Consider the following 22,328-nt stretch of genomic DNA (forward strand, 5'->3'; position numbering starts at 1 on the left):
CGCGCCCTACGACATCAGCCTCCTGCACCGCGACTGCTCCCCGCGCACGCGGGGATGGACCCAGCCGGGACGAGCTGGACGAAGATGGCCTGGACTGCTCCCCGCGCACGCGGGGATGGACCCATCAACCGGGCGCTCGCTGACGCCTGACCGTTTCTGCTCCCCGCGCACGCGGGGATGGACCCGCGCCCTACGACATCAGCCTCCTGCACCGCGACTGCTCCCCGCGCACGCGGGGATGGACCTGCGGCGAGGAGCGCGCACGGGATGGCGACGGCCTGCTCCCCGCGCACGCGGGGATGGGCCCCATCCGACCTCGCCGGTGGGGCGCTGGTTGGCCTGCTCCCCGCGCACGCGGGGATGGACCCTCCGCGCCCGGCCCCCACTCCTCGATCAGGGACTGCTCCCCGCGCACGCGGGGATGGACCCGAGCGTGCGGAGGCCCTGGAAGCGGAGCGGAACTGCTCCCCGCGCACGCGGGGATGGACCCGGCTCCTTCAAGGGCGCCGGAGCGAGGGAGGCCTGCTCCCCGCGCACGCGGGGATGGACCCAGGCTTTTCGGACCGACAGCCGCGTAAATCTCCTGCTCCCCGCGCACGCGGGGATGGACCCGACAAGGTCAGCTTCAACGCAACCTTGACGAGCTGCTCCCCGCGCACGCGGGGATGGACCCGAGCGTCGGAAGCGCCGTCATCAACTTGAAGACTGCTCCCCGCGCACGCGGGGATGGACCCTGGTGGTCGATGGTCTTGCGGGCGATGAGGGACTGCTCCCCGCGCACGCGGGGATGGACCACATCTTCCTGCGCGGCCGGCGTGTCCGCTATCCCGAGGCGGCGGGCCTCCGGATCGAGCCCGGACCGGGAGCCCGTGTCCTCTCCGGGCCTCGGTCCCCCCGTCGCCCGCCCGCTGCCCTCGAACCCGCCTCCTGCTCCTGGCGCTCTGTGCTCACCCGCTGCTGAGGACCATGTGGTTGCCCTCGCTGTCACGGAACTCGGCGACCGTGGTCCCCGGCTGCCAGGGGGCCTCCTGCGGCTCGGTGGTGATCTCGACGCCCTTGTCCCGGAGGCTCTCGACGGTGGCCCCGACGTTCTCGACCACCAGCACCATGACGGGCTCCTCGGAGGGCTTCTCGTCGGGGCGTCGGTTGAAGTGCAGGGTGGTCGTCGCTCCGGGAAGGCCGAGCTCGATCCACCGCCACCCGTCGTCGCCCATGGGGGCGTCGGCCGTCACCCGGCACCCGAGTCTGTCGATGTAGAAGGCCTTGGCCCGCTCCTGGTCGAACACGGGAAGCTCGGCGAACTTGACGTACATGGCTGTTCCGTTCCTCCTGGGGCCGCTCGGCCCGATTCATACTGGACCGTCCAGTACTCTTTTGCATCAAAACTAGACCGTACAGTACTGATAGGACAACCGGGGGAAGTAGCCCTGAACCGATGGCCACATAGGGGTGATGAGCAGCATGGGTCCGCCTGAGGAGGGGTTGAGCCCTGAGGAGGGGTTGAGCCGTTCGGCCCGCAAGCGCCGGGCCATCCTGGACGCCGCGGAGGAGGTCTTCCTCAGAGGCGGGTACCTCGGCACGAACATGGACGAGATCGCCGCGCTCTCGCAGGTCTCGAAGCAGACGGTCTACAAGCACTTCGGGAGCAAGGAGGGGCTGTTCGTCGAGATCGTCACCAGCATGACCTCCGGGGCGGGGGACGCCGTCCACGGCGAGGCGCCCGAGCCGGACCGGGCCGAGGACGTGGCGGCGTACCTGCGGGACTACGCCCGCCGCCAGCTCACGGTGGTGCTCACGCCCCGGTTGATGCGGCTGAGGCGGATGGTCATCGGTGAGGTCGCGCGGTTCCCGGAACTGGCGCGGGTGCTGTACGAGTGTGGGCCCCAGCGGGCGATCGCGGCTCTGGCCGAGAGCTTCTCCCGGCTCGCTGGCCGCGGCCTGCTCTCGGTGGAGGATCCCCAGCGCGCGGCGTCCCACTTCAACTGGCTGGTGATGTCGGAGCCGGTGAACCGGGTGATGCTGTTGGGGGACGAGGCCATTCCGGGGGAGGCCGAACTGCGCCGACACGTCGACGAGGGCGTGCGGGTGTTCCTCGCGGCGTACGGAGCTGGGCGCTAGAGGACATGCGGCGCTTCCGTGCGGACGCCGCCGATCGGTTCGCGGTTCTCCGTCAGTGTGTTCCGTGCGCACGGTGGCGGGGCACTGCGGCGGGTTCCGGGGGCTCGGTGCCGGGCCGAGCCCCCCTCCCGCGAACGCCGCTAGGCGGGCGAGTAGGTCAGGCAGTCCGCCTGGTCCTGCACGTAGCCCACGGCGATACCAGGGGCCTGGCATTCGAGCTGGACGTTGTGCTGGCAGTCGGACATCTTGCAGGCCCCCACGTGCCCGGTGCTGACCGGGTCGCCGCCCTGGGCCGGGATGCTGATGTAGGTGTCGCACTGGGCGTGGTTCTCCTCGCCCACGGTGATCGCCAGAGCGTGGCAGGCGTGGTCGTCGTTGTAGGCGCAGGCGTCCACCTTGCACGAGTTCACCACGGGCATGTCCATAACGGTCTCCTTCTCGCGTTGGCTGCGTCGACGGCGCTCCCGAGCCTTCCACCTGCGACTCTTCGAATCCATGTCATCACGCCGTGTCATGCGAGCTTCGCGGGTCCGTTGCGGCCCTTCTCCTCCAGCGACCCTCCGTACACTGGCTCCGTCACCGCGCGCACCCCCCCCTCCCACTCGGCCGCCGAGTGGGAGCCCACCTGGAACCGGGACGGCGTGCCATGGCACGTCCCGGCCCGCGCCGGGGAACGCGGCGGTCCCCGGCGAAGGGATAGGCTGAGCGGCGATCATGAGCACCCCGCACCGCACCGGCCCAGCCCTGCGCATGCCCGGACCCGCCGCTGCCGCCCTGGCCTGCCCCGTCTGCGGCGAGGGCCTGTCCACCGCCGAACGCGGGCTCGCCTGCCCCGCCGGGCACACCTTCGACATCGCCCGCGAGGGCTACGCGAGCCTGCTCACCGGCGCCACCCCGCCCGGCACCGGCGACAGCAAGGAGATGGTCGCCGACCGGCTCCGCTTCCAGCGCGCCGGACACTACGACCCCATCGGCCGCGCCCTGGCCGACACCCTCGCCCGCGAACTCCGCGGCCGCACCGCCCCCCTCGTCGCCGACATCGGCGGCGGGACCGGCCACTACCTGGCCCAGGTCCTGGACGCCCTGCCCGACGCCGTCGGCCTCACCCTGGACGCCTCCAAGTTCGCCGCCCGCAAGGCCGCCAAGGCCCACCCGCGCGGCGGCGCCGCCACCGCCGACACCTGGCGCGGCCTGCCCCTGCGCACCGGCTCCGCCGACGCCCTCCTCAACGTCTTCGCTCCGCGCCGGGCCGCCGAGTTCCACCGCGTCCTGGCCCCCGGCGGGCTCCTGGCCGTCGTCACCCCCGACCCCGAGCACCTCGCTGAACTCCGGACGCGCCTGGGCCTGCTCGACGTCGACCCCCGCAAGGACGACCGCCTCGCCCAGGGGCTCCACGGACACTTCGCCCCGGCGGGCGACCGGCCGGTGCGCTTCACTCTGGAGCTGGACCGCGACGCCGCCGCCACCGTCGTCGGCATGGGCCCCAGCGCCCGCCACCTCGACCCCGCCGAGCTGGGCGAGCGCATCGCCGCCCTGCCCGAACCGGTCGCCGTCACCGCCGCGGTCCGGCTGCGGCTCTACCGTTCCCGGGCCGCACCCGCCGACGCCTGAGCCCCGCCGCGCGTGAGAGCCCCGCGATCGGGGTAGTCACCCCGCGTGAGCGAACGGCACCCCACCCCTGGCCTCGGCGTCCACGGCGACTTCTCCGTCTGGGCGCCCCGCGCCGACCGTGTGCGCCTGCGCGCCGACGGCACCGACCACCCCATGCGTTCAGACTCCGACGGCTGGTGGCACGCCCGGGTCGAGGGTGCCGGGCACGGAACGGACTACGCCTACCTCCTCGACGACGACCCGGCCGCACTGCCCGACCCGCGCTCACGGTGGCAGCCCCACGGCGTCCACGCCGCCAGCCGCGTCTACGACCACGCCGCCCACACCTGGACCGACGCGGCCTGGACCGGACGCCCCCTGGCCGGAGCCGTCGTCTACGAACTCCACGTCGGCACGTTCACCCCGGGCGGCACCCTCGCCTCCGCGATCGACCGGCTCGACCACCTCGCCGATCTCGGCGTCACCCACGTCGAACTCATGCCCGTCAACGCCTTCGACGGCACCCACGGCTGGGGCTACGACGGCGTCCTGTGGTCGGCCGTCCACCAGCCCTACGGCGGCCCCGACGCGCTCAAGGCCTTCGTCGGCGCCTGCCACGCCCGCGGCCTGGCCGTCCTGCTCGACGTCGTCCACAACCACCTGGGTCCCTCCGGCGCCTACCTGCCGCGCTTTGGCCCCTACTTCTCCGGCGAGAACGCCTGGGGCCCCTCGCTCAACCTGGACGGCCCCGACTCCGACCCGGTCCGTCGCCTGGTCCTGGACAACGCCCTGGACTGGCTGCGCCACTTCCACCTGGACGGCCTGCGCCTAGACGCCGTGCACGCCCTGCGCGACGACCGCGCCACCCCGCTGCTCGCCGAACTCTCCGAGGAGGTCGACGCGCTGGCCGCCGCACTGGGCCGCCCGCTGTCCCTGATCGCCGAGTCCGACCGCAACGATCCCCGCACGGTGCTGCCCCGCGAGGCGGGCGGCCTGGGCATGGGAGCCCAGTGGTCCGACGACCTCCACCACGCCCTGCACACGGCCCTCACCGGGGAGACGCACGGCTACTACGCCGACTTCGCCGGGCCCGAGGTCCTGCCCGAGGTGCTGCGCCGCGTGTTCCGGCACGCGGGCACCTACTCCTCCTTCCGCCGCCGCACCCACGGCGCCCCGGTCGACACCGCGCGCGTGCCGGGCAGCCGCTTCCTGGGCTACCTCGCCACCCACGACCAGATCGGCAACCGGGCGCGCGGCGACCGCATGGCCGAACACGTCTCCCCGGGGCTCCTCCTGTGCGGCGCCGCCCTCGTGCTGTGCTCGCCCTACACCCCGATGGTGTTCATGGGGGAGGAGTGGGCGGCCACCACCCCCTGGCCGTTCTTCGCGTCCTTCCCCGACCCCGACCTGGCCGAGGGCGTGCGCCGGGGCAGGCGCCGCGAATTCGCAGCCCTGGGCTGGGCCGAGGAGGAGATCCCCGACCCCGTGGACCCGGCCACGCGCGACTCCGCCGTCCTGGACTGGGGCCAGCCCGGGCGGGAGCCGCACCGCACGGTCCTGGACACCTACCGCGCCCTGATCGCCCTGCGCCGCACCGAACCCGAACTCGCCGACCCGCGCCTGGACCGCTTCGGCGTCACGGCGAGCACCGACGGGCGCCGACTGGTCCTGGAGCGCGGCCGCCTGCGGCTGCTCTGCAACCTGGCCGCGGAGGCCGCTGACGTCGAGGTGGACGCGCCGCCCCGAGAGGTCCTGCTCGCCACAGGCGAGCCCCGGATCGAGGACGGCTCCGTCAAGGTGCCGAGGGAGTCCTTCACGCTCCTGCGCCTGTGAGGGCCGGCCGGAGACCCCCGACCGTCACCCCGTGCCGGTAGCATCCCGCCGTCGGACGAAGGGACGATCCGGGCCGGTCGCGGCTGCCGGATCAACGTGAGGGGCGGTTGCCATGTCGGGCACGGAGCGGACCCTGGACCGGCGGTTCGAGGCGCACAACGGCACGGTGCGCTGGACCGCCTTCGGCGAGGGCGAGCCCCTCGTCTTGGCGCACGGAACCCCGTTCTCCTCCTACGTGTGGCGCCACATCGCCGGGGCCCTGGCCGCCCGCTACCGCGTCCACGTGTGGGACATGCCCGGCTACGGCGCCTCCGCCAAGTTCGAGGGCCAGGACGTGTCCCTGCCCGCCCAGCAGCGCACCTTCACCGCCCTGCTCGGCCACTGGGGGCTGGAGCGGCCCCGGGTCGTCGCCCACGACTACGGCGGGGCCGTGGCCCTGCGCTCGGCCGTCCTCGACGGGGCGGCCTACGACCGCCTGGCACTGGTGGACGCGGTGAGCCTACGCCCGTGGGGCAGCGAGTTCTTCCGCCTGGTCGCCGCCAACACCGACGTCTTCGCGGCCCTGCCGCCCCACCTGCACGAGGCGCTCGTGCGCGCCTACATCACCTCGGCCCTGCACACGCCGCCGCGCGCCGACACCCTGGCGGCGCTCACCGCGCCCTGGCTCGGCGAGGAGGGGCGCCCCGCCTTCTACCGCCAGATCGCCCAGGCCGACGAGCGGCACACCGCCGAGGTCGAGGACGCCTACGCCGCCCTCGACCTTCCGGTGCTGGTGGTGTGGGGCCGGGAGGACTCCTGGCTGCCGATCGAGCGCGGCGAGCGACTGGCCGCCGTGATCCCCGGGGCCCGACTGCACCCCCTGGACGGTGCGGGGCACCTCGTCCAGGAGGACGCGCCGGCCGAACTCACCGCGGCCCTCGCCGAGTTCCTGCGGTGATCCGGGCCTTCCTGGGGCGGGCGGGGACCCCGCCCGCCCGGAGGGGACCGGTCAGGAGACGGAACCGGCGAACACGACCGTCTCGGTGCCGTGCGTGACCGTGATGCCCAGGGACCCCGTGCCCGCGGGCACGCTGCAGCTCCCGGGGAAGGTGTAGCTGCCCTGCTCGGCCTCGTAGGTGGTGATGGTGACCGAGGCGGACGTGGTCGACCCGTCCACCTCGCACTCGGCGGACAGGTGCCCGAAACCGAGGACCCGCTCCAGGTACGGCACGTCCACGGTCAGGCTGAAGTCCACCTGACCCGAGGAGGGGGAGGTGACGCCGCCGAGGGTGTACACCACGTCGGCCGTGTTGCCCGGAACGTACTCGTGCTCGTAGGCGCCCACCGGGTAGGGCACGGCCACGGACGTACCGAAGGGGGCTCCGGACAGGACCGGCTGGGTGTCCGCGGCGGGCTCCGGGCCGGGGTCCTCGTCGGTCTCGGGCGGTTCGGGGGCCGAGGTGTCGGTGGGTTCGGGGGAGGGGGAGGGGGAAGCGGCCGTCTCGCTGGAGCCGGCGGAGGGGGAGGCCGACTCCTCGGTCGCGGCGGGCTCGACGGTCGTGCTCTCGCCCGGGCCGCAGCCGACCACGGCCAGGAGGAACGCCGTACTGATCAGGGGGAGGGGGTTCACGGTAGAACGCATGGCCAAAAGGGTAGGGGAGTCGCCCTGAGTGGCGCCGTCCGACACGGAACGCGAGCGGGACCGCGTCCGTCGGAGGCGTCGCAGGGCGCGGCCGTCGCGAAAAACCGTTGGCTCCGGCCCTCCGGGCCGCGCCACACTCGTGCCCATGCCCGACTTCGCAGACTTCGACACCCGCCACTACCGCACCGTGGACGTGGCCACCGGATACGACCGGTGGTCGAGCACCTACGAGGACACCGTCCTCGACGCCATGGACCTGGACCTGCTCGACGGCCTCACCCGCCCCGACTGGGCCGCCGTCTCCCGCGCCGCCGACCTCGGCTGCGGGACGGGCCGTACCGGGGCCTGGCTGCGCGGCAGGGGCGTTCCACGCGTGGACGGGGTCGACCTCAGCCCCGGAATGCTGGAACGGGCCCGGACGCGCGGCTGCCACAGCACCCTCACCCGGGGCGACGTGCGCGACACGGGCCTGCCATCGGGCGCCTACGACCTCGTCGTCTCCTCCCTCATCGACGAACACCTGCCCGACCTGGCCCCCTACTACGCCGAGGCCCGACGCCTGGCCGCCCCCGGCGGCTGCTGCGTCCTGGTCGCCTACCACCCGCAGTTCATGATGGTCTCGGGCATGCCCACCCACTTCACCGACGCCTCCGGTGAGGACGTGGCGATCAGCACCCACCTGCACCTGCTCAGCGACCACACACGGGCGGCCATGGCCGCCGGGTGGGTGCTCGCCGAACTGCGGGAGGCCGTGGTCGACGACGGGTGGATCGCCGCCAAGCCGAAGTGGGAGCGCTTCCGCGGCCACCCGGTCTCCGCCGCCCTCGTGTGGACCGTGCCGGCCTGAACCGGTCTGCGGTCAGAGCCGGAGGGCCGCCAGCCACACGTCCCGGTGCTCCTCCACGTAGGCCGCCGCCGGCCCCCAGTGGTCGGCGTGGCCCTCGGCGTGCAGGCGCGCCCACGGCTGGCGGCCGGTCCGCGCCCCCTCCACCAGCAGGTCGTACATCCCGCGCACCTCGTGGCCGATCGCGTCGGGAAGCTCACGGCGCTGCGCGCCGTCGCACCCGTAGCCGTCGGCCAGCGCACGCAGTCGCCGCGCGTCCTCCGCGGGGGCGCCGCCCGCGTGCAGAGGGACGAAACCGTGCGCCGCGTACCCGAGGTCGCCCATCCGCGTCCCCGGGCCGGCGCCGTCCCAGTCGATGAACGTCCACCTCGGCCCGTCGCGGACGAGGTTCCACGGTCCCAGGTCGTGGTGGCAGACGATCTCCGCTCGCCGCGAGGCGACCGCCACCTCCCAGGCAGGCTCCCCCGGCGGTTCGTAGGCGGCGGCCAGGTCGTGCAGGGCACGGATGAGCCCGCCGAGCCGGTACAGCTCCCGCTCCGTCATGGGCGCCATTCGGTCGGCAGGCGTTCCGGGCGCGTAGGCCAGCACCTGGCGTCCCCGACCGTCGCGGCCCAGCGCCCGCGGCGCGCCCTCGTACCCGTGCTCCTCCAGGTGCGCCAGCAGGGAGTGGACCCCGGGGGAGGAGCGCCGCCACGGCTTGCGGACGGTGTCGCCCACCCGCACGACCGCTTCGGCGACGTTGCCGCCCTCCAGGACCTCCTCGTCGGCCTCCCGGCCGACTTCCCCATCGCTCACAGCGTCCCAGTGTGGCCTCTTCCGTGGTCCGCCGCCACCCGTTCTCACCTGCGCATCGGCGTCCGGTTGCGGTGCAGGCGAACGCGAAGCAACGCGTGGGCCCGGTCTGCCGACGCCCACGGATACCCGGTCCCGGGTCCCCCCGGCCCCACACCGTGCCTTCCCTGGACGAGCCGCACTTCACGGAGCCGGGTATGGCCGCGCGGCGCGACCCCGGCGGCCCTGACGGACCTCACCCCCGCCCTGGACGGGGGCTGAGCCGCCGCGCGCGGCTCAGCCGTGGGAGATCCGGCGTCCGCTCACCCGGCCGAGGGTGATCCGCAGCACCTGGTCGCGCGGACCGCTCGCCCACGGCTGCGGCATGCGCCCCCGGGGCAGCCGCGACAGCTCCCCCTGGTCGCGGATCCACCGGCAGCGCCCCGAGACCAGGACGCTCCACCCCTCGCGCTGCCCCTCGTCGAAGTGGTCGATCTGGAAGGAGGCGTACCCGCGCCCGTGGCGCATGATGGTGCCGGCCAGCGTCGACCGGAACACGATCGAGTCGCCCGCCAGCATGTAGTTCACCGGCAGGACCGTCGGCGCGGAGTCCCCCTCGATGGTGAAGGCCACCCGGCCGATGTTGTGCCTGCCCAGCAGGTTCAGACAGGTCTGCCGCTCCAGCACGGTGAAGCGCGCCTGCTCGTCCCCCTCGGCGAGGTCGGCCCCCTCCAACAGCGTGTTCGCCTCGTCTAGGCGCGCGCTGCCCCGCATGATGTCGTCGCTGCTGTGCCGCTGTCCGGGGGGTGAGGCCGCCATGACCGCCGTCTCCCGGCTCTGCGCTTCCGACCCGCTCTTGTCCTCCATCGCGAACCCCCTGGCATGGTCGCTCCGCTCGCCCGGCGCGGTGCGTCCGGGCCGTGGGCCCGCCGGTGTGCCGACGGGCCTTTCCCCTACCCCCCATCTACCCCGCGGCGGCTCCGATGCAACGGCGGGAGGGCGGTCCGCGGCTCGGTGGCGGGGGTGGTATGGGCCACCCGGCCCCGGCCCGGCCGTCCCGCATCGGGCTCTGTGCCACGGGACACACCCGCCGGTGTCACATCCGCGGCGGGCCGCGCCGTCTGTGGTGTGAAGGCCAGCGAAGCGAACGAAAGGCCCGCCATGACACACCGCACCCTCGTCCTCGGAGCCGGGTACGCCGGGCTCACCGCCGCGCGCAGGGCCGCCCGCCGCGGCACCGGCACCCGCGTCACCCTCGTCAACGCCGCCCCGGACTTCGTCGAACGCGTCCGCCTCCACCAGGTCGCCGCTGGCCAGGACACGGGCACGCGTCCGCTGGCCGGGATGGTGCGCGACGACGGCGTCGACCTGGTCGTGGGCCGCGCCGAGCGGTGGGACACCGCGCGGCGCGAGGTCGGTGTCCGCAGTGGCGCGGCCGTCCGCACCCTGGCCTACGACACCCTCGTCCTCGCACTGGGCAGCACCGCCGGGAGCTCCCCGGTACCCGGCGCGGACGAGCACGCGCTCACCGTCGCCGGACTCGACGGCGCCCGCGAGGTCGCCGAGCGCGTCGCCGCCGACCCGACCGGGCGCGTCGCCGTGGTGGGCGGCGGCCTGACCGGGATCGAGGCGGCCACCGAACTCGCCGAGTCCCACCCCGGCCTGGAGGTCGCGCTGGTCACCCGGGGCGAGGCCGCCCCCGGCCTGAGCCCGAAGGGGCGCGCGCACGTGCGGCGCTCCCTCGCCCGGCTGGGCGTGGCCCTGCGCGAGCACGCCACGGTGGCGGAGGTGGACGCCGACGGGCTTCTCCTGGACGACGCCGCCCGGATCCCTGCCGGCCTCGTCGTCTGGAACGGCGGCTTCTCCGTCCCGGCGTTCGCCCGGGAGGCCGGTCTGGCCGTGGACGGTGACGGGCGCGCCGTCGTCGACGCCACCTTCCGATCGGTGTCCCACCCCGACGTGTACGTGATCGGCGACGCGGCCCACGCCGACGACGCCTGGGGCCGCCCCCTGCGGATGTCGTGCGCGATGGGGCTGCCGATGGCGGTGGCCGCCGCCGACGCCCTCACCGACCGGATCGAGGGGCGTGTACCCGCGACCGGCCCGTTCGGGTACACGGTCCAGTGCGTGAGCCTGGGGCGCCGGGACGGCCTGGTCCAGTTCGTGCGCGGAGACGACTCCCCGCGCGGCGCGGTGCTCACCGGGCGGGTGGCGGCGCGGTTCAAGGAGGCCATCGTCGCCGGTGCCGTCGCCACCCCCGCCGGGGGGATGGGACAGATGGGCCTGAACCTGTCCGCGGCCCGTTTCATGGGCCGCCGCGGCCCCGCGCGCCCCGTGTCCCCGGCGGGAGTGCGGGAGGCCGGTACCGTCCGGCCCGAGTGAGGGGAGCGGGGCGGCCCCGCAGGTCAGGCCCGAGGCCGCCCGGCGGTGTCGGGCCCGGTCAGGAAGGGCCGCATCACCCGGGCGGCCAGGCGGGTGGAGGACAGGCGCAGTGCCTGGCGCCGCACCAGCAGCCGCGCCGCCGAGGCGGGCACGAACCACCGGGCCGTGCGCCGCCCGGCGGCCTGCTTGGCCTCGATCACCGGCTTGACCCGCTCCTCGTAGCGCGCCAGGGCGGCACCGATGCCCTCCGCGGAAGGGCTTGTCGTCGCCAGTTCCCGGCCCAGGACCTCGGCGGCGGCCACCGCCATGCTCGCGCCCTGGCCCGCCATCAGCGACACCGCCTGGCAGGCGTCGCCCACCAGAACGACCCGTGAGCGCGACCACGCGGGCACGGTGATCTGCTCGACGGCGTCGTAGAAGGGCCGGGGCGGGCAGGCCTCCAGAATCCTCGGCAGGTGCCAGCCCATCCCCGAGTAGACCTCGTGCAGCCGCGCCCGGGGGTCGGCGGGCAGCGCCCCGTCCGGGGCCAGGTGGCACAGGAAGGTCGCCCCCGTGGTCTCGGAGAGGCGGTACAGGCCCGCCTGCACCCCGGGCGCTTCCAGCATGTGCAGTTCGCGGCCCAGGGCCCGGGCCGCCTCCTGGTCCTCGAACAGGAACGCCGCGGTGTGCGCGCCCAGGTAGCGGCGGTAGTCCTCCTCGGGGCCGAAGACGAGTGCGCGCACGCGCGAGTGCGTGCCGTCGGCCCCCACGAGCAGGTCGGCCCGTTCCACGGTGCCGTCGGTCAGCTCCACGGACACGCCGTCGCCGCCGGGATCGACGTGGACGGGGCCCACCCCGTGGCGCACGTCGGCCTCCGGCCCCAGGGACGCGCGCAGCACCAGTTCCAGGTCTCCGCGCAGCAGGGAGACCAGCCGGTCCCCGCCGAGCCGCCGGAGCGCCTCACCGGCCATCCGCGCGGTGGGGCGGCCCTGCGGCGTGCGGTACTGGACGCCCTCCAGCGCGAGGTCGCGGGTGCGTACCCGGTCGAGCAGCCCCATCCGCTCGACCGCGTCGTAGCCGGGGCCGAAGAAGTCGATGACGTAGCCGCCGGGGATGGTGCCCGCCGCGGCGGCCTCGGCGTCGGCGGCACCGCCGCGCTCCGGCCGCTGCTCGACCACGGTGGTCTCCCAGCCCGCTTCGCGCAGCCACCAGGCGGTGGCCAGTCCGGCGATGCCCGCGCCGACGATGATCGCCCTCATCGGGTCACCTCCCCTGCGCCGTGTGCCGCCAGGAGGCGGCGCAGGGGTTCGGCGTAGGCCTGCGGGCCGGGGACCGGTCCCAGGGCCCGGTGCAGGACGAGGCCGTCGAGGAAGGCGCACAGCAGTTCGGCGACCGCCTCGGGCTGCGGGACGCGGTGCGTGCGCAGCCACCCCTCGGTGCTGGTGCGGACCCCTTCCATGAGCCGGGACATGGACGCGCGCAGCACGGGGTCGCGGGTGGCGGCCAGGTAGGCCTCCGCGAACAGCACGGAGTCGGGGTCCTCGCCCTGGTAGGCGTCCATGGCGCGCAGGGCGGCCAGCAGTCCCTCCACGGGGTCGGGGGAGGCGGTCATCGCGGCCGTGGGCCCGTCGAGGACGCCGGAGACGGCCGTGTCCACGGCGGTGCGCAGCAGGGCCTCCAGCGAGTCGAAGTGGTAGTGCACCAGGCCGGGCCGCACCCCGGCCCTGGCGGCCACCAGGCGGGTGGTGACCGCGTTCCAGCCCACCTCGGGGATGAGTTCGGCGGCGGCGGACAGGAGCGCGGCGCGGCTGGCCCGCCCCCGTTCGGCGGAGGTCGCCCCCGCCCCTGCCGTTGTTTGGTCATTCGCCTTGGTCATATGACCAAATTAGGGGCGTGCGGGACCGCGGTCAAGGGAGAAGAGACGCGCGAGCCCGCTAGGGGGAGGCGGGCAGGTCGCCGCGCACCACGCGCGTGCAGTTGCCACGCGAGCGCTTGACCAGCTCGCCGTTGGCCCGGTCGCTGCCCTCGACCCAGGCGCGCGCCGCCCCCTCGGCCAGCCCGCCCTCGCGCTGGCGGCCGTACAGCCGCTCCTCCCGCACCGCGTCGGGCGCCTCCACGTACCACAGTTCGGTGAACAGGGCGCGGGCCCGAGGCCAGGGGTCTTCGTCGCCCGCCAGGTAGTTGCCCTCGGTCACGACCAGGCGGGTGTGCGGCGCGAACACGTGACGGGCCGCCACCGGCTCGTGCAGGCGGCGGTCGTAGTCGGGCACGTACACCGGATGGCCGGCCTCCTCCAGCAGCCGCCGCAACAGCGCGACGTAGCCGTGCGCGTCGAAGGTGTCCGGTGCGCCCTTGCGCTCCAGCCGCCCCAACCGCTCCAACTGGGCGTTGGACAGGTGGAACCCGTCCAGGGGCAGGTACCCGGCGGTCCCCGGCGCCGTGGCGCGGTCGACCTCCGCCACCAGGCGGCGGGCGAGCGTGGACTTGCCCGCGCCGGGCGCACCGGCCAGGGCGAGGACGGCGCGGCCCGCTCCGGGGCGGGAGGCGTTCACGGCCAGGGTGACGGCGTCGGCGACCGGGGAAGGGGACATGGGTCGAGACTACGCCGGTGGGACCGCCCGGGCCGGGCGGTCCCACCGCCGCCGCTAGGGCGCGTCGCCCACGTGCGCCAGCGCCTGGCGCACCAGGACCCCCTGGCCGCCGGTCATCTCCTCGCGCACGTGCGGGCTGGTCGCCTCCTCCGGGGTGAGCCACACCAGGTCCAGGGCGTCCTGGCGGGGCTGGCAGTCCCCGGAGACCGGGACGACGTAGGCCAGGGCCACGGCGTGCTGGCGCGGGTCGTGGTAGGGCGTGACCCCCGGGGTGGGGAAGTACTCCGCCACGGTGAAGGGCTGGGGCGAGGAGGGGATGCGGGGCAGGGCGACCGGCCCCAGGTCCTTCTCCAGGTGCCGCAGGAGCGCGTCGCGCACCCGCTCGTGGTAGAGCACGCGCCCGGAGACGACCGAGCGGCTGAAGCTGCCGTCCGGCGCGGCCCGCATGAGCAGCCCGATGTGGGTCACCTTCCCAGAGGCGTCCACGCGCACGGGGACGGCCTGGACGTAGAGCACGGGCATGCGGCCGCGGATACTCTCCAACTCCTCGGAGGAGAACCAGCCGGTCTGGGTGTCTGCGGTCTCGGTCATGGGGTGCGTGGCGCGGCGCCACGGCGGACCGGGCGCGGGCGCCGCTCCCTCCCTTCGCTCTCTCGGTGTCCCGGGGCCGGACGGGTGGGTCCCGCCGGGCGGGGCGCGGGTTGCAGTACCGCTTCTATCGCACCGGCCGTGGGAAAGCACGGCGAGGTCGGGCTGTCGGGTGTGTCCGAGAGCCCCGTCACACGGATCTCGCGCGGTTTTCCCACGAAAAGCCGTACAGGACCGGGCCGTACAGGTTACGATCTCCTACGCGGTTGCGTAGTGGACACGTTACTTCTGGTGAGAGGTGGCCCCTTGTGGTGCGACAAGACCGGTTCTCCGCCCGGGAACGCTTTTCCTGTACGGGTGTGACGGTCGTCCCCGTACACGGGGAGGTCGACCTCGCCACCGCCGACCTCATGCGCGACCGGCTCCTGGACGCGGCGCAGCACTCGCGCTGCGCCTGCCTCGTGGTGGACATGTCCGGACTTCACTTCTTCGACGCCAGCGGTGTGCGCGCCCTGCTCTCGGTCTACCGGACACTGACCGCCGAGGGGCGCCACGTGGTCCTGGCCGAGCCCGCGCCCATCGCCGAGCGCGTGCTCGACGCGCTCGGGATGGGCGGCGTGTTCGAGATCTACCCGATGGTGGAGATGGCGCTCACCCACACCAGCGGCCTGCGGGTGGACGGAGACCCCATCCCCGACGGCTCCTGACCCGGCCGCGCTCAGGGACGTGCCTCGCCGCGGTCGGCCCCTTCCCCGTCCCCCTGGACCAGGAAGGGGGCCAGCAGGCCGGGAACCGTCTCGTCGGCCCAGGCCAGGCCCTGGCCCAGCCCCACGTCCGCAGCGGCGTACATCCCCTCGCCCGCCGCCGTGGTCGCCGCCACGTCGGCCAGACCCAGCCTGCGCTGGAACGGGGAGCGGCTGATCCGCCAGCCGATCACGGCCGACCGCTCCAGGGCCACCGTGTCGCGCCCCGCCATGCCCCGGCGCACCACCAGGTAGCGCGGGTGCACCCCGTGGCCCAGGGCCCGGTAGGAGCCCTGCGCGTACCAGAACGCCACCCCGGCGAACAGCACCGCCAGCACCCCCCACACCCACACGGGCGCCGACTCGACGGTCTGCGCCGCCATCGGGACCGGCATGATCTCGGCCTCCACCTCGTGGACGGTCTCCCACCACGCCCGCTGGGCCAGGGTGTGCGCCCACATCAGCGCGGCCGCCAACCCGGCGCCCAGCAGCGAGGCGAACACGGCCCGGGTGCGGCGCCGCCGCAGCGCGGCCCTCGGGTGGCCGGCCAGCGGCGTGTCCAGGGGGGAGTCCTCCTCGCGCATCAGGGCGGCGGCCAGGGGGCGGGCCCGCCCGGTCGGCATGTGCGGGGACAGGCGGCTCTTGGCGCTGGTCTTCTTCTCGTCGGCGCCCGACAGCCCGGTCGCCACGGCCCGCACGCACGCCCCGCCCACCGAGCGCAGCACGAACGGCTCGTAGAAGGAGATGCCGTTGAGGCGCCGCCCCTCCACCGACAGCGACACACTGGTCAGCAGGCCCCGGCGCAGCCGCACCGTCCCGTCCGCCTCGCGGGTGAGGCGGTAGTTCCACCAGGTCTCCACCGCCACGGCCGTCAGCACCACCACACCGGACACCAGCAGGCCCAGCAGCGACAGGGGCAGGACCAGGAGCAGCCGTGATGCCGCGTAGGAGGCCATCTCCTGGCTGGAGGGCAGCCCCAGCAAGTCCGAGGTCCACCGCCACGCCGACCCCTGCGTCTGGGCGTTGACGCCCAGCAGGGTGGCGATCGCACCGAGGCCGACACCGACGGTCGCGCCGGTGGCCGGGGCGTAGGCGAACCAGGCGGGGGAGAGGCGCGCGAGTTCGACCTCGTCGGGGGCCGTGCCGTCCGTGCCCTCCGGTGCCTCGTCCCGCACCTCGGTGGGCGCGGGACCCCGGTTCAGCAGGTCGCGGCGCAGCCGCTCGCCCTGCTCGGCGCTGATGAACATGAGCTGGATCTGGTCGGCCCCCGAACCGACCTTCTCCCCGGTGCCGACCGTCACCATGCACAGGCCGAACAGGCGCAGGTGGATCTGGGCGTTGACGTCCACACTGCGCACCCGCTCGCGCGGGATGGACTTGTAGGACTTGGAGACGATCCCCGACCGCAGCTCCATGCGCTCGGCGGTCACCCGATAGCGGGTGGCGCGCAGGCGCAGCAGGTCGATCCAGGTGATCAGCGCGACGAAGGCGACCGTCGCCGGTACGGGGACCAGCGCCCAGAGGGAGGCGCCGGTGACGACCAGGACGACGGTGCCCACGACCGCCCCGATGCCCATGAAGAGACCGGTCGCGGCGGCGCCGGCCCACACGCTGAGCGGGTGCAGCCGCTCCCAGGGGGTGTCCTCGTGGCCGGACTCCGCGGGCGCCTCGGCGGGCTCGGCCGGCTCGGCGGGGGGTGTGGCGGGGGTGTGCTCGTCGGGGGAGGTCATGTGGCGTCTCCCGGGGTCGCCTGGGTGATGTCGGTCAGCTGGTCGGCCACCTCCGCGGCCACCTCGTGGTCCAGGCCGGTGATCTCGATGGGCCCGGCCGCCGAGGCGGTGGTCACTGTGACACTGGAGAGGCCGAACGCGCGCTGGAGGGGTCCGCGCGCGGTGTCCACGGTCTGGATGCGCGACATCGGGGCCACGCGCCACTCCTGCCAGAACCAGCCGCTGGCGGTGTAGACCGCCGTGTCGGTGACCTCCCACCGGTGGACCCGGTAGCGCCACTGCGGCATCACGACGGTGATCAGCAGGCCGAGGCCGCCGATGACCGCCGCGGCCACCAGGAACCAGAGCCGGACCGGTTCCCAGATCACGGCGGGGACCACGGGCACGGCCGTGAGGACCACGGTGACCGTGAGCGTGCGGGTGGTCCACCACGCGACGGCCCGGCGGTCGACACGGTGCCGGGGCGGACGCAGGCGTGGAGCGTCGGTGCTCATGGTGTCCACGGACTCCTCTCGATCGGGCCCGGGGGAGGGCCGGTCAATAAAGTGATATCACAATGCTATTCTTGGCGTCATCAGGCCCAGCACCCGAGGAGGACGGCCGTGAGCGGACCGGAACCAGCAGTCCCCCGACCCACCCCGCAGTACCGCGAGTACGAGGCCCCCAGCCGTGACGGACTGGCCTTCGCCGCGGCCGCCGCCGCACTCGTCCTGGTCGGGGCCCTCACCGTGGTCCTGACCGCAGCCCTGGACCTGCACGGCTCCCTCGTGGCCGGCGGCGCGCTCCTCGTCCTGGCCGGCGCCGTGGTCGCCTCCGGCCTGACGGTGGTCGCCCCCAACGAGGCGCGGGTCGTACAGCTCTTCGGCCGCTACGTCGGCACCATCCGATCCGACGGCCTGCGGTGGGTCAACCCCCTCACACGGCGCAACCGCATCTCCACCCGCATCCGCAACCACGAGACCTCCGTGATGAAGGTCAACGACGCCTCCGGCAGCCCCATCGAGATCGCCGCCGTCGTCGTCTGGCAGGTCGAGGACTCCGCACGCGCCACCTTCGAGGTGGACGACTATCTGCAATTCGTCTCCACTCAGACCGAGGCCGCCGTCCGCCACATCGCCGGACGCCACCCCTATGACTCCTACGACGACGGCACCGTTCCCTCCCTGCGCGAGGACGCCGAACTCATCACCCAGCAGCTGTCCAAGGAGGTCGGCGAGCGCGTGGACGCCGCGGGCGTCACCGTCGTCGAGACCCGCTTCACCCACCTGGCCTACGCCCCCGAGATCGCCCAGGCCATGCTCCAGCGCCAGCAGGCCGGAGCCATGATCGCCGCCCGCCAGGAGATCGTCGAGGGCGCCGTGGGCATGGTCGACCGCGCCCTGGAGCGCCTGTCGGAGGAGAACGTGGTGGAGCTGGACGAGGAGCGCAAGGCCGCCATGGTCAGCAACCTGCTCGTGGTGCTGTGCTCCGACCGCCCCACCAGCCCCGTCGTCAACACCGGGACCCTGTACCAGTAACCCGGCTGAGGTGGCCGTGCCCGAGCGAAAGAAAGTACTGCTGCGGCTCGACCCCGCGGTCCACGACGCCATCGCGCGGTGGGCCGGGCAGGAGCTGCGCAGCACCAACGCCCAGATCGAGTTCCTCCTGCGCCGCGCTCTGGGCGACGCGGGACGGATGCCGACGGACGCCCGCGACCTCCCCCGCCGGGGCCGCCCGGCCAAGACCCGGCGCAGACCCGAGGAGACCGAGGGCTGACGGGGCCGGGGCCGCGCGGCCCCGGCCCGCCGTCGTTACTCCGGGTCCCGGCCGCCGCCGACGCGCCCGCGCCAGGGGCCGGGGGCGACCAGCCACAGCGGCACGGTCCGCACCGGGAAGGGCAGCTCCGTCTCGAACAGGTCATCGCCCGAGGTGCTGGACACCTCCCGGTACTCGCCCTCCGACAGCCGCAGTTCGATGAGGTGGGGGCGCCCCTGGTCCGGCGTGATGATCCAGTACGAGGGGATGCCGAACTTCGCGTACTCCTGCCGCTTCGTGTAGTGGTCGCGGAAGGAGCTCTCGGGGGAGACCACCTCCACCGCGAGCAGCGGCGGCCGGGTGAGGTAGGGCTCCTCCGCGCCGTCCGCGCCGATCACCACCAGGTCGGGGACGCGGTGGTGCGTGCGATCGGCGTCGAAGTTGATCCCGGGTGTGGAGACGACCTCGAACCCCTCAGGCGCCAGGAACGTGAGATGGGCGTTGAGCCGGGACTCCACCCGGCTGTGCAGGAAGACCGGTGCGGGCGACACGTCAAGCCGCCCGTCGACCAGTTCGTAGCGCCGCCCGTCGTCCGGTGTGCCGTGCAGGTCGTCCACGGTGAGCGGCCGTGGTCCCAGGTCCGTCTGGCCGGTGGTCATGACATGCCTCCTCGCCTCCACGGGGACCAGTCTTCCGGGCCGGTGCCGTCCCCACGTGTGGATTCGCAAGGACCGGCGTCGGAGGGCGACCGTATCCCCGTCAGCGGACACGACCGGAAAACGTGGGGCCGACCCTCTTGCGTTCAAAATGTTAGTGACTAACATGTGAGTCACTCACACCAAGGAGCGCGGATGCCGGACTGGCGGGCGGACAAGCGGGCGCGGACCCGGGCGGCGATCCAGGCCGCCGCCCTGGACCTGTTCGCCCGGCACGGCTACGACCGGGTCACCGTGGAGCGCATCGCCGCCGCCGCGGGCGTCTCCCACACCACGTTCTTCCGGTACTTCCCCACCAAGGAGGACGTCGTCCTGGGCGACGACTACGACCCCCTGATCGCCCACCACGTCTGCGCCCGGACCGAGGCCGACCCCGTCCAGCGCGTGCGCCTGGGCCTGGCCGAGGCCTTCACCCTCCTGGACACCGCCGCGCTGGAGACCGCTCGCGAACGCACCCTGCTCATGCTCTCCGCGCCGGCCCTGCGCGCCCGCATGTGGGAGAACCAGGCCGGCACCCAGCGCCTCCTGGAGGAGGTCCTGCGCGAACCCGGCCCCGGCCCGGCGCCCCTGGCCACCCGCGCCGTCGCCGCCGCCTGCGCGGCCGCGCTCACCGCCGCCGTCACCACCTGGGCCGAGACCGGCCCGGTGCACGCCCTCCCGGACATGGTCGACGAGGCCCTCGCCGCCCTGCGCCCACCCGTTCCCTGACACGCACCGAAGGCGGCCCCATGAACGCGATCGAGGTCCGCGGCCTCACCGTCCGCTACCGCGGCGCCAGCGCCCCCGCCGTCGACGGCATGGACTTCACCGTCCGCACGGGCGAGGTCCTCGGCCTCCTCGGCCCCAGCGGAGCGGGCAAGTCCACCGTCCACCGCGTCCTCACCCGGCGGATCCGCCGCTTCACGGGAAGCGTCCGCGTGCTCGGCGTACCCGTGGCCCGCGGCCGCGACCGCGACTTCTTCGAGCGCGTGGGCGTCGGCTTCGAACTGCCCGCCCACCTGCCCGCCCTGACCGCGCGGGAGAACCTCGCCGCCTTCGCCGCGCTCCACCGCGGACCCACCGACGACCCCGCCGACCTCCTCGACCTGCTGGACCTGGCCGAGGCCGCCGACCGCAGGACCGCCGAGTTCTCCAAGGGCATGCTCGTCCGCCTGAACCTGGCCCGTGCCCTGCTCCACCGGCCCGCCCTGCTCCTGCTGGACGAACCCACCAGCGGACTCGACCCGGTCCGCGCCGAAGCCGTCCGTCGCATCCTGCGCGACCGCGCCCGCGCAGGCACCACCGTCCTGGTCACCACCCACGACATGCGCACCGCCGAACACGCCTGCGACCGGGTCGCCTTCGTCGTCGACGGCCGCATCGCCGCACTGGACGGCCCGCGCGACCTGCGCCTGGCCCACGGCAACCCCGGCGCCGTCGTCGAACTGCGCCGGGACGGGGCCCTGGAGCGCCGGGAACTGCCGCTGGCGGACCTGGAATCGGCACTGGGCCTGGGCGGCGCCCGGCTGGAGACCGTGCACAGCCGCGAGGCCACCCTCGACGACGTCTTCGCGCGCCTCACGGGACGGCGGATCGGCGGGGAGCCGTGAGCGCCCCGCACCGCGTCCGTGCCGCCCTGCGCACCGAGACGCGGATCCACGCCAGGCGGGGCACCGCCGCCGCGGCCCTGGCCCTGGGCGCGGTCTGGGCCGCCCTCGTCCTCGCGCTCCCCGCAGAACCGGGCCGCACGGTCGCCGGACTGCTGCTCTTCCTGGACACCGCCGGGTTCGGCGTGCTGTTCGCCGCCGTCCTCATGCTCGGCGAGCGCACCAGCGGCGCGTGGGCGGCCCTGGCCGCCAGCCCGCTGGGCGCCGGGGAGTACCTGGCCGCCCGGCTGTGCGCGTTCACCGTGCTCGGTGCGGCCGCCGCGGTGCCGATCACGGCCGCCGCCCGCCCCGTCGGCGGCCTCGGCGGCGCGCTCACGGCCGTGGCCGCCACGGCGCTGCTCGCCGCGCTGCTGTGCGCGGTGTCGGTGGCCGCCTGCGCCTCGGCCCGCGACACCGCCGACCTGGTGGCCGTGGTCCCTCTCTGCCTGGCCCCCCTCCTGGCCCCGCCCCTGCTGGTCGCCGTGGGGGCCGCAGGCCACCCGGCCCTGTACGCGGTGCCCACCACCGCCGCCCACACCGCGGTGCGCTGGGGCCTGGACCCGGCGTCGGTCCCCCTGACGGGTACGGCCGTGGCGCTCCTGGCGGGGTGGGCCGCTGCGGCGACCCTCGGCGCCTGCCTGCTCGCCCGGTGGGCGCTGGCGCGGGCCCGCACCGTCGAGGGTGAGCGCCCGCCGTGGGTCACCGCCTGCAGGCGTGCGCGCCGCCCGCTTCCCGCGCACGGCTCCCGGCACCCGGTGCGGGTCCTGGCCCGGACCGATCTGCGCGGCGCGGCCACGGACGGCATGGTCTGGGCGCTGCTGGCCGGGCCCGTGCTGGTGGCCCTGGCACTGCGTGCGGGGCTGCCCCTGGCTGCGGACCTTCCGCTGCTGGCCGGTGCCGACCCGGCGCGGTGGCGTCCGATGCTCCTGGCGGCCCTGGTCCTGCTGCACGTGCCGGTGATGGCCGGGTCGCTGGTGGCGCTGCGCGCGGTGGAGGACCGGGAGCGGGGCGCACTGGACGTGTGGGCCGCCTCCCCGCTCGGGACCGGCACCTACCTCGCCTGCCGGGCTGTGGCCGCCGCCGTTCTGTCGGCCGTGCAGCTCGCGGTGTGCCTGCCGCTGAGCGCACTGGCCGACGGGTCGGCGGCCTACGCCGTTCCCTCCGCCGCGCTGCTGGCCGCCGCGTTCGCGCTCGCGGTCACGGCCGCCGCGCCGGACCGGGTGCGCGCCCTGGTCGTCCTCAAGGGCGCCGGGGTGCTCTTCGCCCTGGTGCCCGTGCTGGTGTGGGTGCTGCCCGGCCCCTGGCCGCGTCTGCTGCTGGCCCTGCCCCCGGCGTGGCCGCTGGCGGCCCTGCCCGGCTACGGCCTGGCGCCCGCCCCGGCGGCCGGGCTGTGCGCGGCCGCGGCCGCCGCGCTGCTGGCGGCGGCCGCGTGGCGGTGGGCCCGGGCCGCGCTCGCGCGCTGA

At 74.6% G+C, this 22,328-nt stretch carries 24 protein-coding genes and 1 CRISPR repeat array; of the genes, 12 read left to right on the forward strand and 12 right to left on the reverse strand.

The genetic code is table 11. The annotated features are described in order from the left end of the window. The first annotated feature begins 33 nt into the window (after positions 1-33). A CRISPR array of direct repeats spans positions 34-795; the repeat unit is 29 nt; unit sequence CTGCTCCCCGCGCACGCGGGGATGGACCC. A gap of 152 nt (positions 796-947) precedes the next feature. Next, positions 948-1,313, reverse strand: coding sequence for a VOC family protein (locus ACFHWE_RS09195; protein WP_416600262.1), 366 nt, complete (start codon positions 1,311-1,313; stop codon positions 948-950). A gap of 139 nt (positions 1,314-1,452) precedes the next feature. On the opposite strand from ACFHWE_RS09195, the gene ACFHWE_RS09200 reads away from it, so the two are divergent. Next, complete coding sequence (locus ACFHWE_RS09200; RefSeq protein WP_416600264.1) at positions 1,453-2,118, forward strand: TetR/AcrR family transcriptional regulator; 666 nt, start codon at positions 1,453-1,455, stop codon at positions 2,116-2,118. 140 nt (positions 2,119-2,258) lie between these two features. On the opposite strand, the gene ACFHWE_RS09205 is transcribed toward ACFHWE_RS09200, so the two are convergent. Next, positions 2,259-2,543 carry a DUF1540 domain-containing protein gene (locus ACFHWE_RS09205; protein ID WP_416600265.1) on the reverse strand — a complete coding sequence of 95 codons (285 nt, stop codon included), beginning with the start codon at positions 2,541-2,543 and terminating at the stop codon, positions 2,259-2,261. Between the two features lie 325 nt (positions 2,544-2,868). On the opposite strand from ACFHWE_RS09205, the gene ACFHWE_RS09210 reads away from it, so the two are divergent. The 3 genes from ACFHWE_RS09210 to ACFHWE_RS09220 all read left to right on the forward strand — a co-directional run bounded on the left by ACFHWE_RS09210 (position 2,869) and on the right by ACFHWE_RS09220 (position 6,478). Continuing rightward, a complete protein-coding gene (locus tag ACFHWE_RS09210; protein WP_416600438.1) occupies positions 2,869-3,729 on the forward strand; it encodes a putative RNA methyltransferase in 861 nt (286 codons plus the stop codon). Between the two features lie 45 nt (positions 3,730-3,774). Continuing rightward, positions 3,775-5,541, forward strand: coding sequence for a malto-oligosyltrehalose trehalohydrolase (gene treZ, locus ACFHWE_RS09215; protein ID WP_416600266.1), 1,767 nt, complete (start codon positions 3,775-3,777; stop codon positions 5,539-5,541). Between the two features lie 112 nt (positions 5,542-5,653). Further along, a complete protein-coding gene (locus ACFHWE_RS09220; protein WP_416600267.1) occupies positions 5,654-6,478 on the forward strand; it encodes an alpha/beta fold hydrolase in 825 nt (274 codons plus the stop codon). Between the two features lie 51 nt (positions 6,479-6,529). Here ACFHWE_RS09220 and ACFHWE_RS09225 read toward each other — a convergent pair whose 3' ends face one another. After that, complete coding sequence (locus ACFHWE_RS09225; RefSeq protein WP_416600269.1) at positions 6,530-7,162, reverse strand: hypothetical protein; 633 nt, start codon at positions 7,160-7,162, stop codon at positions 6,530-6,532. Positions 7,163-7,307: 145 nt separating this feature from the next. On the opposite strand from ACFHWE_RS09225, the gene ACFHWE_RS09230 reads away from it, so the two are divergent. Next, a complete protein-coding gene (locus ACFHWE_RS09230; protein ID WP_416600270.1) occupies positions 7,308-8,009 on the forward strand; it encodes a class I SAM-dependent DNA methyltransferase in 702 nt (233 codons plus the stop codon). 12 nt (positions 8,010-8,021) lie between these two features. Here the strand turns inward: ACFHWE_RS09230 and ACFHWE_RS09235 are convergent, their stop codons facing one another. Both ACFHWE_RS09235 and ACFHWE_RS09240 read right to left on the reverse strand, forming a co-directional pair. Further along, positions 8,022-8,801 carry a phosphotransferase gene (locus ACFHWE_RS09235; RefSeq protein WP_416600271.1) on the reverse strand — a complete coding sequence of 260 codons (780 nt, stop codon included), beginning with the start codon at positions 8,799-8,801 and terminating at the stop codon, positions 8,022-8,024. Positions 8,802-9,074: 273 nt separating this feature from the next. Continuing rightward, entirely contained in the window at positions 9,075-9,644 is a 570-nt protein-coding gene (locus tag ACFHWE_RS09240) for a pyridoxamine 5'-phosphate oxidase family protein (protein WP_416600273.1), read from the reverse strand. A 294-nt stretch (positions 9,645-9,938) separates the two neighbouring features. Between ACFHWE_RS09240 and ACFHWE_RS09245 the strand changes: the two genes are divergently transcribed. Next, a complete protein-coding gene (locus tag ACFHWE_RS09245) occupies positions 9,939-11,159 on the forward strand; it encodes an NAD(P)/FAD-dependent oxidoreductase (RefSeq protein WP_416600274.1) in 1,221 nt (406 codons plus the stop codon). A 23-nt stretch (positions 11,160-11,182) separates the two neighbouring features. Here the strand turns inward: ACFHWE_RS09245 and ACFHWE_RS09250 are convergent, their stop codons facing one another. Genes ACFHWE_RS09250 through ACFHWE_RS09265 form a run of 4 tightly spaced genes read right to left on the reverse strand, consistent with a single transcriptional unit; the run spans position 11,183 to position 14,320 of the window. Then, positions 11,183-12,397: an FAD-dependent oxidoreductase gene (locus ACFHWE_RS09250; RefSeq protein WP_416600275.1), complete on the reverse strand. Its 1,215-nt coding sequence runs from the start codon at positions 12,395-12,397 to the stop codon at positions 11,183-11,185. Continuing rightward, a complete protein-coding gene (locus ACFHWE_RS09255; protein WP_416600277.1) occupies positions 12,394-13,014 on the reverse strand; it encodes a TetR/AcrR family transcriptional regulator in 621 nt (206 codons plus the stop codon). The genes ACFHWE_RS09250 and ACFHWE_RS09255 overlap by 4 nt, the downstream gene beginning before the upstream one ends. Before the next feature lie 58 nt (positions 13,015-13,072). Continuing rightward, positions 13,073-13,729, reverse strand: a complete 657-nt coding sequence (locus tag ACFHWE_RS09260; protein WP_416600279.1) for a nucleoside/nucleotide kinase family protein — start codon at positions 13,727-13,729, stop codon at positions 13,073-13,075. A 54-nt stretch (positions 13,730-13,783) separates the two neighbouring features. After that, positions 13,784-14,320 (reverse strand): NUDIX hydrolase family protein, encoded by a 537-nt coding sequence (locus tag ACFHWE_RS09265; RefSeq protein ID WP_028647619.1) that lies wholly within the window; start codon positions 14,318-14,320, stop codon positions 13,784-13,786. 356 nt (positions 14,321-14,676) lie between these two features. Here ACFHWE_RS09265 and ACFHWE_RS09270 point away from each other — a divergent pair, with 356 nt between their 5' ends. Next, positions 14,677-15,024, forward strand: a complete 348-nt coding sequence (locus tag ACFHWE_RS09270; protein WP_416600281.1) for an STAS domain-containing protein — start codon at positions 14,677-14,679, stop codon at positions 15,022-15,024. Between the two features lie 11 nt (positions 15,025-15,035). Here ACFHWE_RS09270 and ACFHWE_RS09275 read toward each other — a convergent pair whose 3' ends face one another. Next, positions 15,036-16,790, reverse strand: coding sequence for a PH domain-containing protein (locus ACFHWE_RS09275; RefSeq protein ID WP_416600283.1), 1,755 nt, complete (start codon positions 16,788-16,790; stop codon positions 15,036-15,038). Then, the gene (locus ACFHWE_RS09280; RefSeq protein WP_416600285.1) at positions 16,787-17,284 is read right to left on the reverse strand and encodes a PH domain-containing protein; all 498 of its coding nucleotides are present in this window, start codon (positions 17,282-17,284) and stop codon (positions 16,787-16,789) included. The genes ACFHWE_RS09275 and ACFHWE_RS09280 overlap by 4 nt, the downstream gene beginning before the upstream one ends. A gap of 108 nt (positions 17,285-17,392) precedes the next feature. Here ACFHWE_RS09280 and ACFHWE_RS09285 point away from each other — a divergent pair, with 108 nt between their 5' ends. Both ACFHWE_RS09285 and ACFHWE_RS09290 read left to right on the forward strand, forming a co-directional pair. Beyond that, positions 17,393-18,307 (forward strand): SPFH domain-containing protein, encoded by a 915-nt coding sequence (locus ACFHWE_RS09285; RefSeq protein WP_416600287.1) that lies wholly within the window; start codon positions 17,393-17,395, stop codon positions 18,305-18,307. A gap of 16 nt (positions 18,308-18,323) precedes the next feature. Further along, positions 18,324-18,545, forward strand: coding sequence for a hypothetical protein (locus ACFHWE_RS09290; RefSeq protein ID WP_416600288.1), 222 nt, complete (start codon positions 18,324-18,326; stop codon positions 18,543-18,545). 35 nt (positions 18,546-18,580) lie between these two features. On the opposite strand, the gene ACFHWE_RS09295 is transcribed toward ACFHWE_RS09290, so the two are convergent. Further along, the gene (locus tag ACFHWE_RS09295) at positions 18,581-19,183 is read right to left on the reverse strand and encodes a Uma2 family endonuclease (protein WP_416600290.1); all 603 of its coding nucleotides are present in this window, start codon (positions 19,181-19,183) and stop codon (positions 18,581-18,583) included. A 192-nt stretch (positions 19,184-19,375) separates the two neighbouring features. Between ACFHWE_RS09295 and ACFHWE_RS09300 the strand changes: the two genes are divergently transcribed. Genes ACFHWE_RS09300 through ACFHWE_RS09310 form a run of 3 tightly spaced genes read left to right on the forward strand, consistent with a single transcriptional unit; the run spans position 19,376 to position 22,328 of the window. Beyond that, positions 19,376-19,948 carry a TetR family transcriptional regulator gene (locus tag ACFHWE_RS09300; RefSeq protein WP_416600292.1) on the forward strand — a complete coding sequence of 191 codons (573 nt, stop codon included), beginning with the start codon at positions 19,376-19,378 and terminating at the stop codon, positions 19,946-19,948. A gap of 20 nt (positions 19,949-19,968) precedes the next feature. Then, on the forward strand, positions 19,969-20,829 hold the full coding sequence (locus tag ACFHWE_RS09305; RefSeq protein WP_416600294.1) for an ATP-binding cassette domain-containing protein: 861 nt from the start codon (positions 19,969-19,971) through the stop codon (positions 20,827-20,829). Then, positions 20,826-22,328, forward strand: a complete 1,503-nt coding sequence (locus ACFHWE_RS09310) for a hypothetical protein (protein WP_416600295.1) — start codon at positions 20,826-20,828, stop codon at positions 22,326-22,328. The genes ACFHWE_RS09305 and ACFHWE_RS09310 overlap by 4 nt, the downstream gene beginning before the upstream one ends.

It is taken from the genome of Nocardiopsis sp. LOL_012, from assembly GCF_048060475.1.
In the GTDB taxonomy this organism is placed as follows: domain Bacteria; phylum Actinomycetota; class Actinomycetes; order Streptosporangiales; family Streptosporangiaceae; genus Nocardiopsis.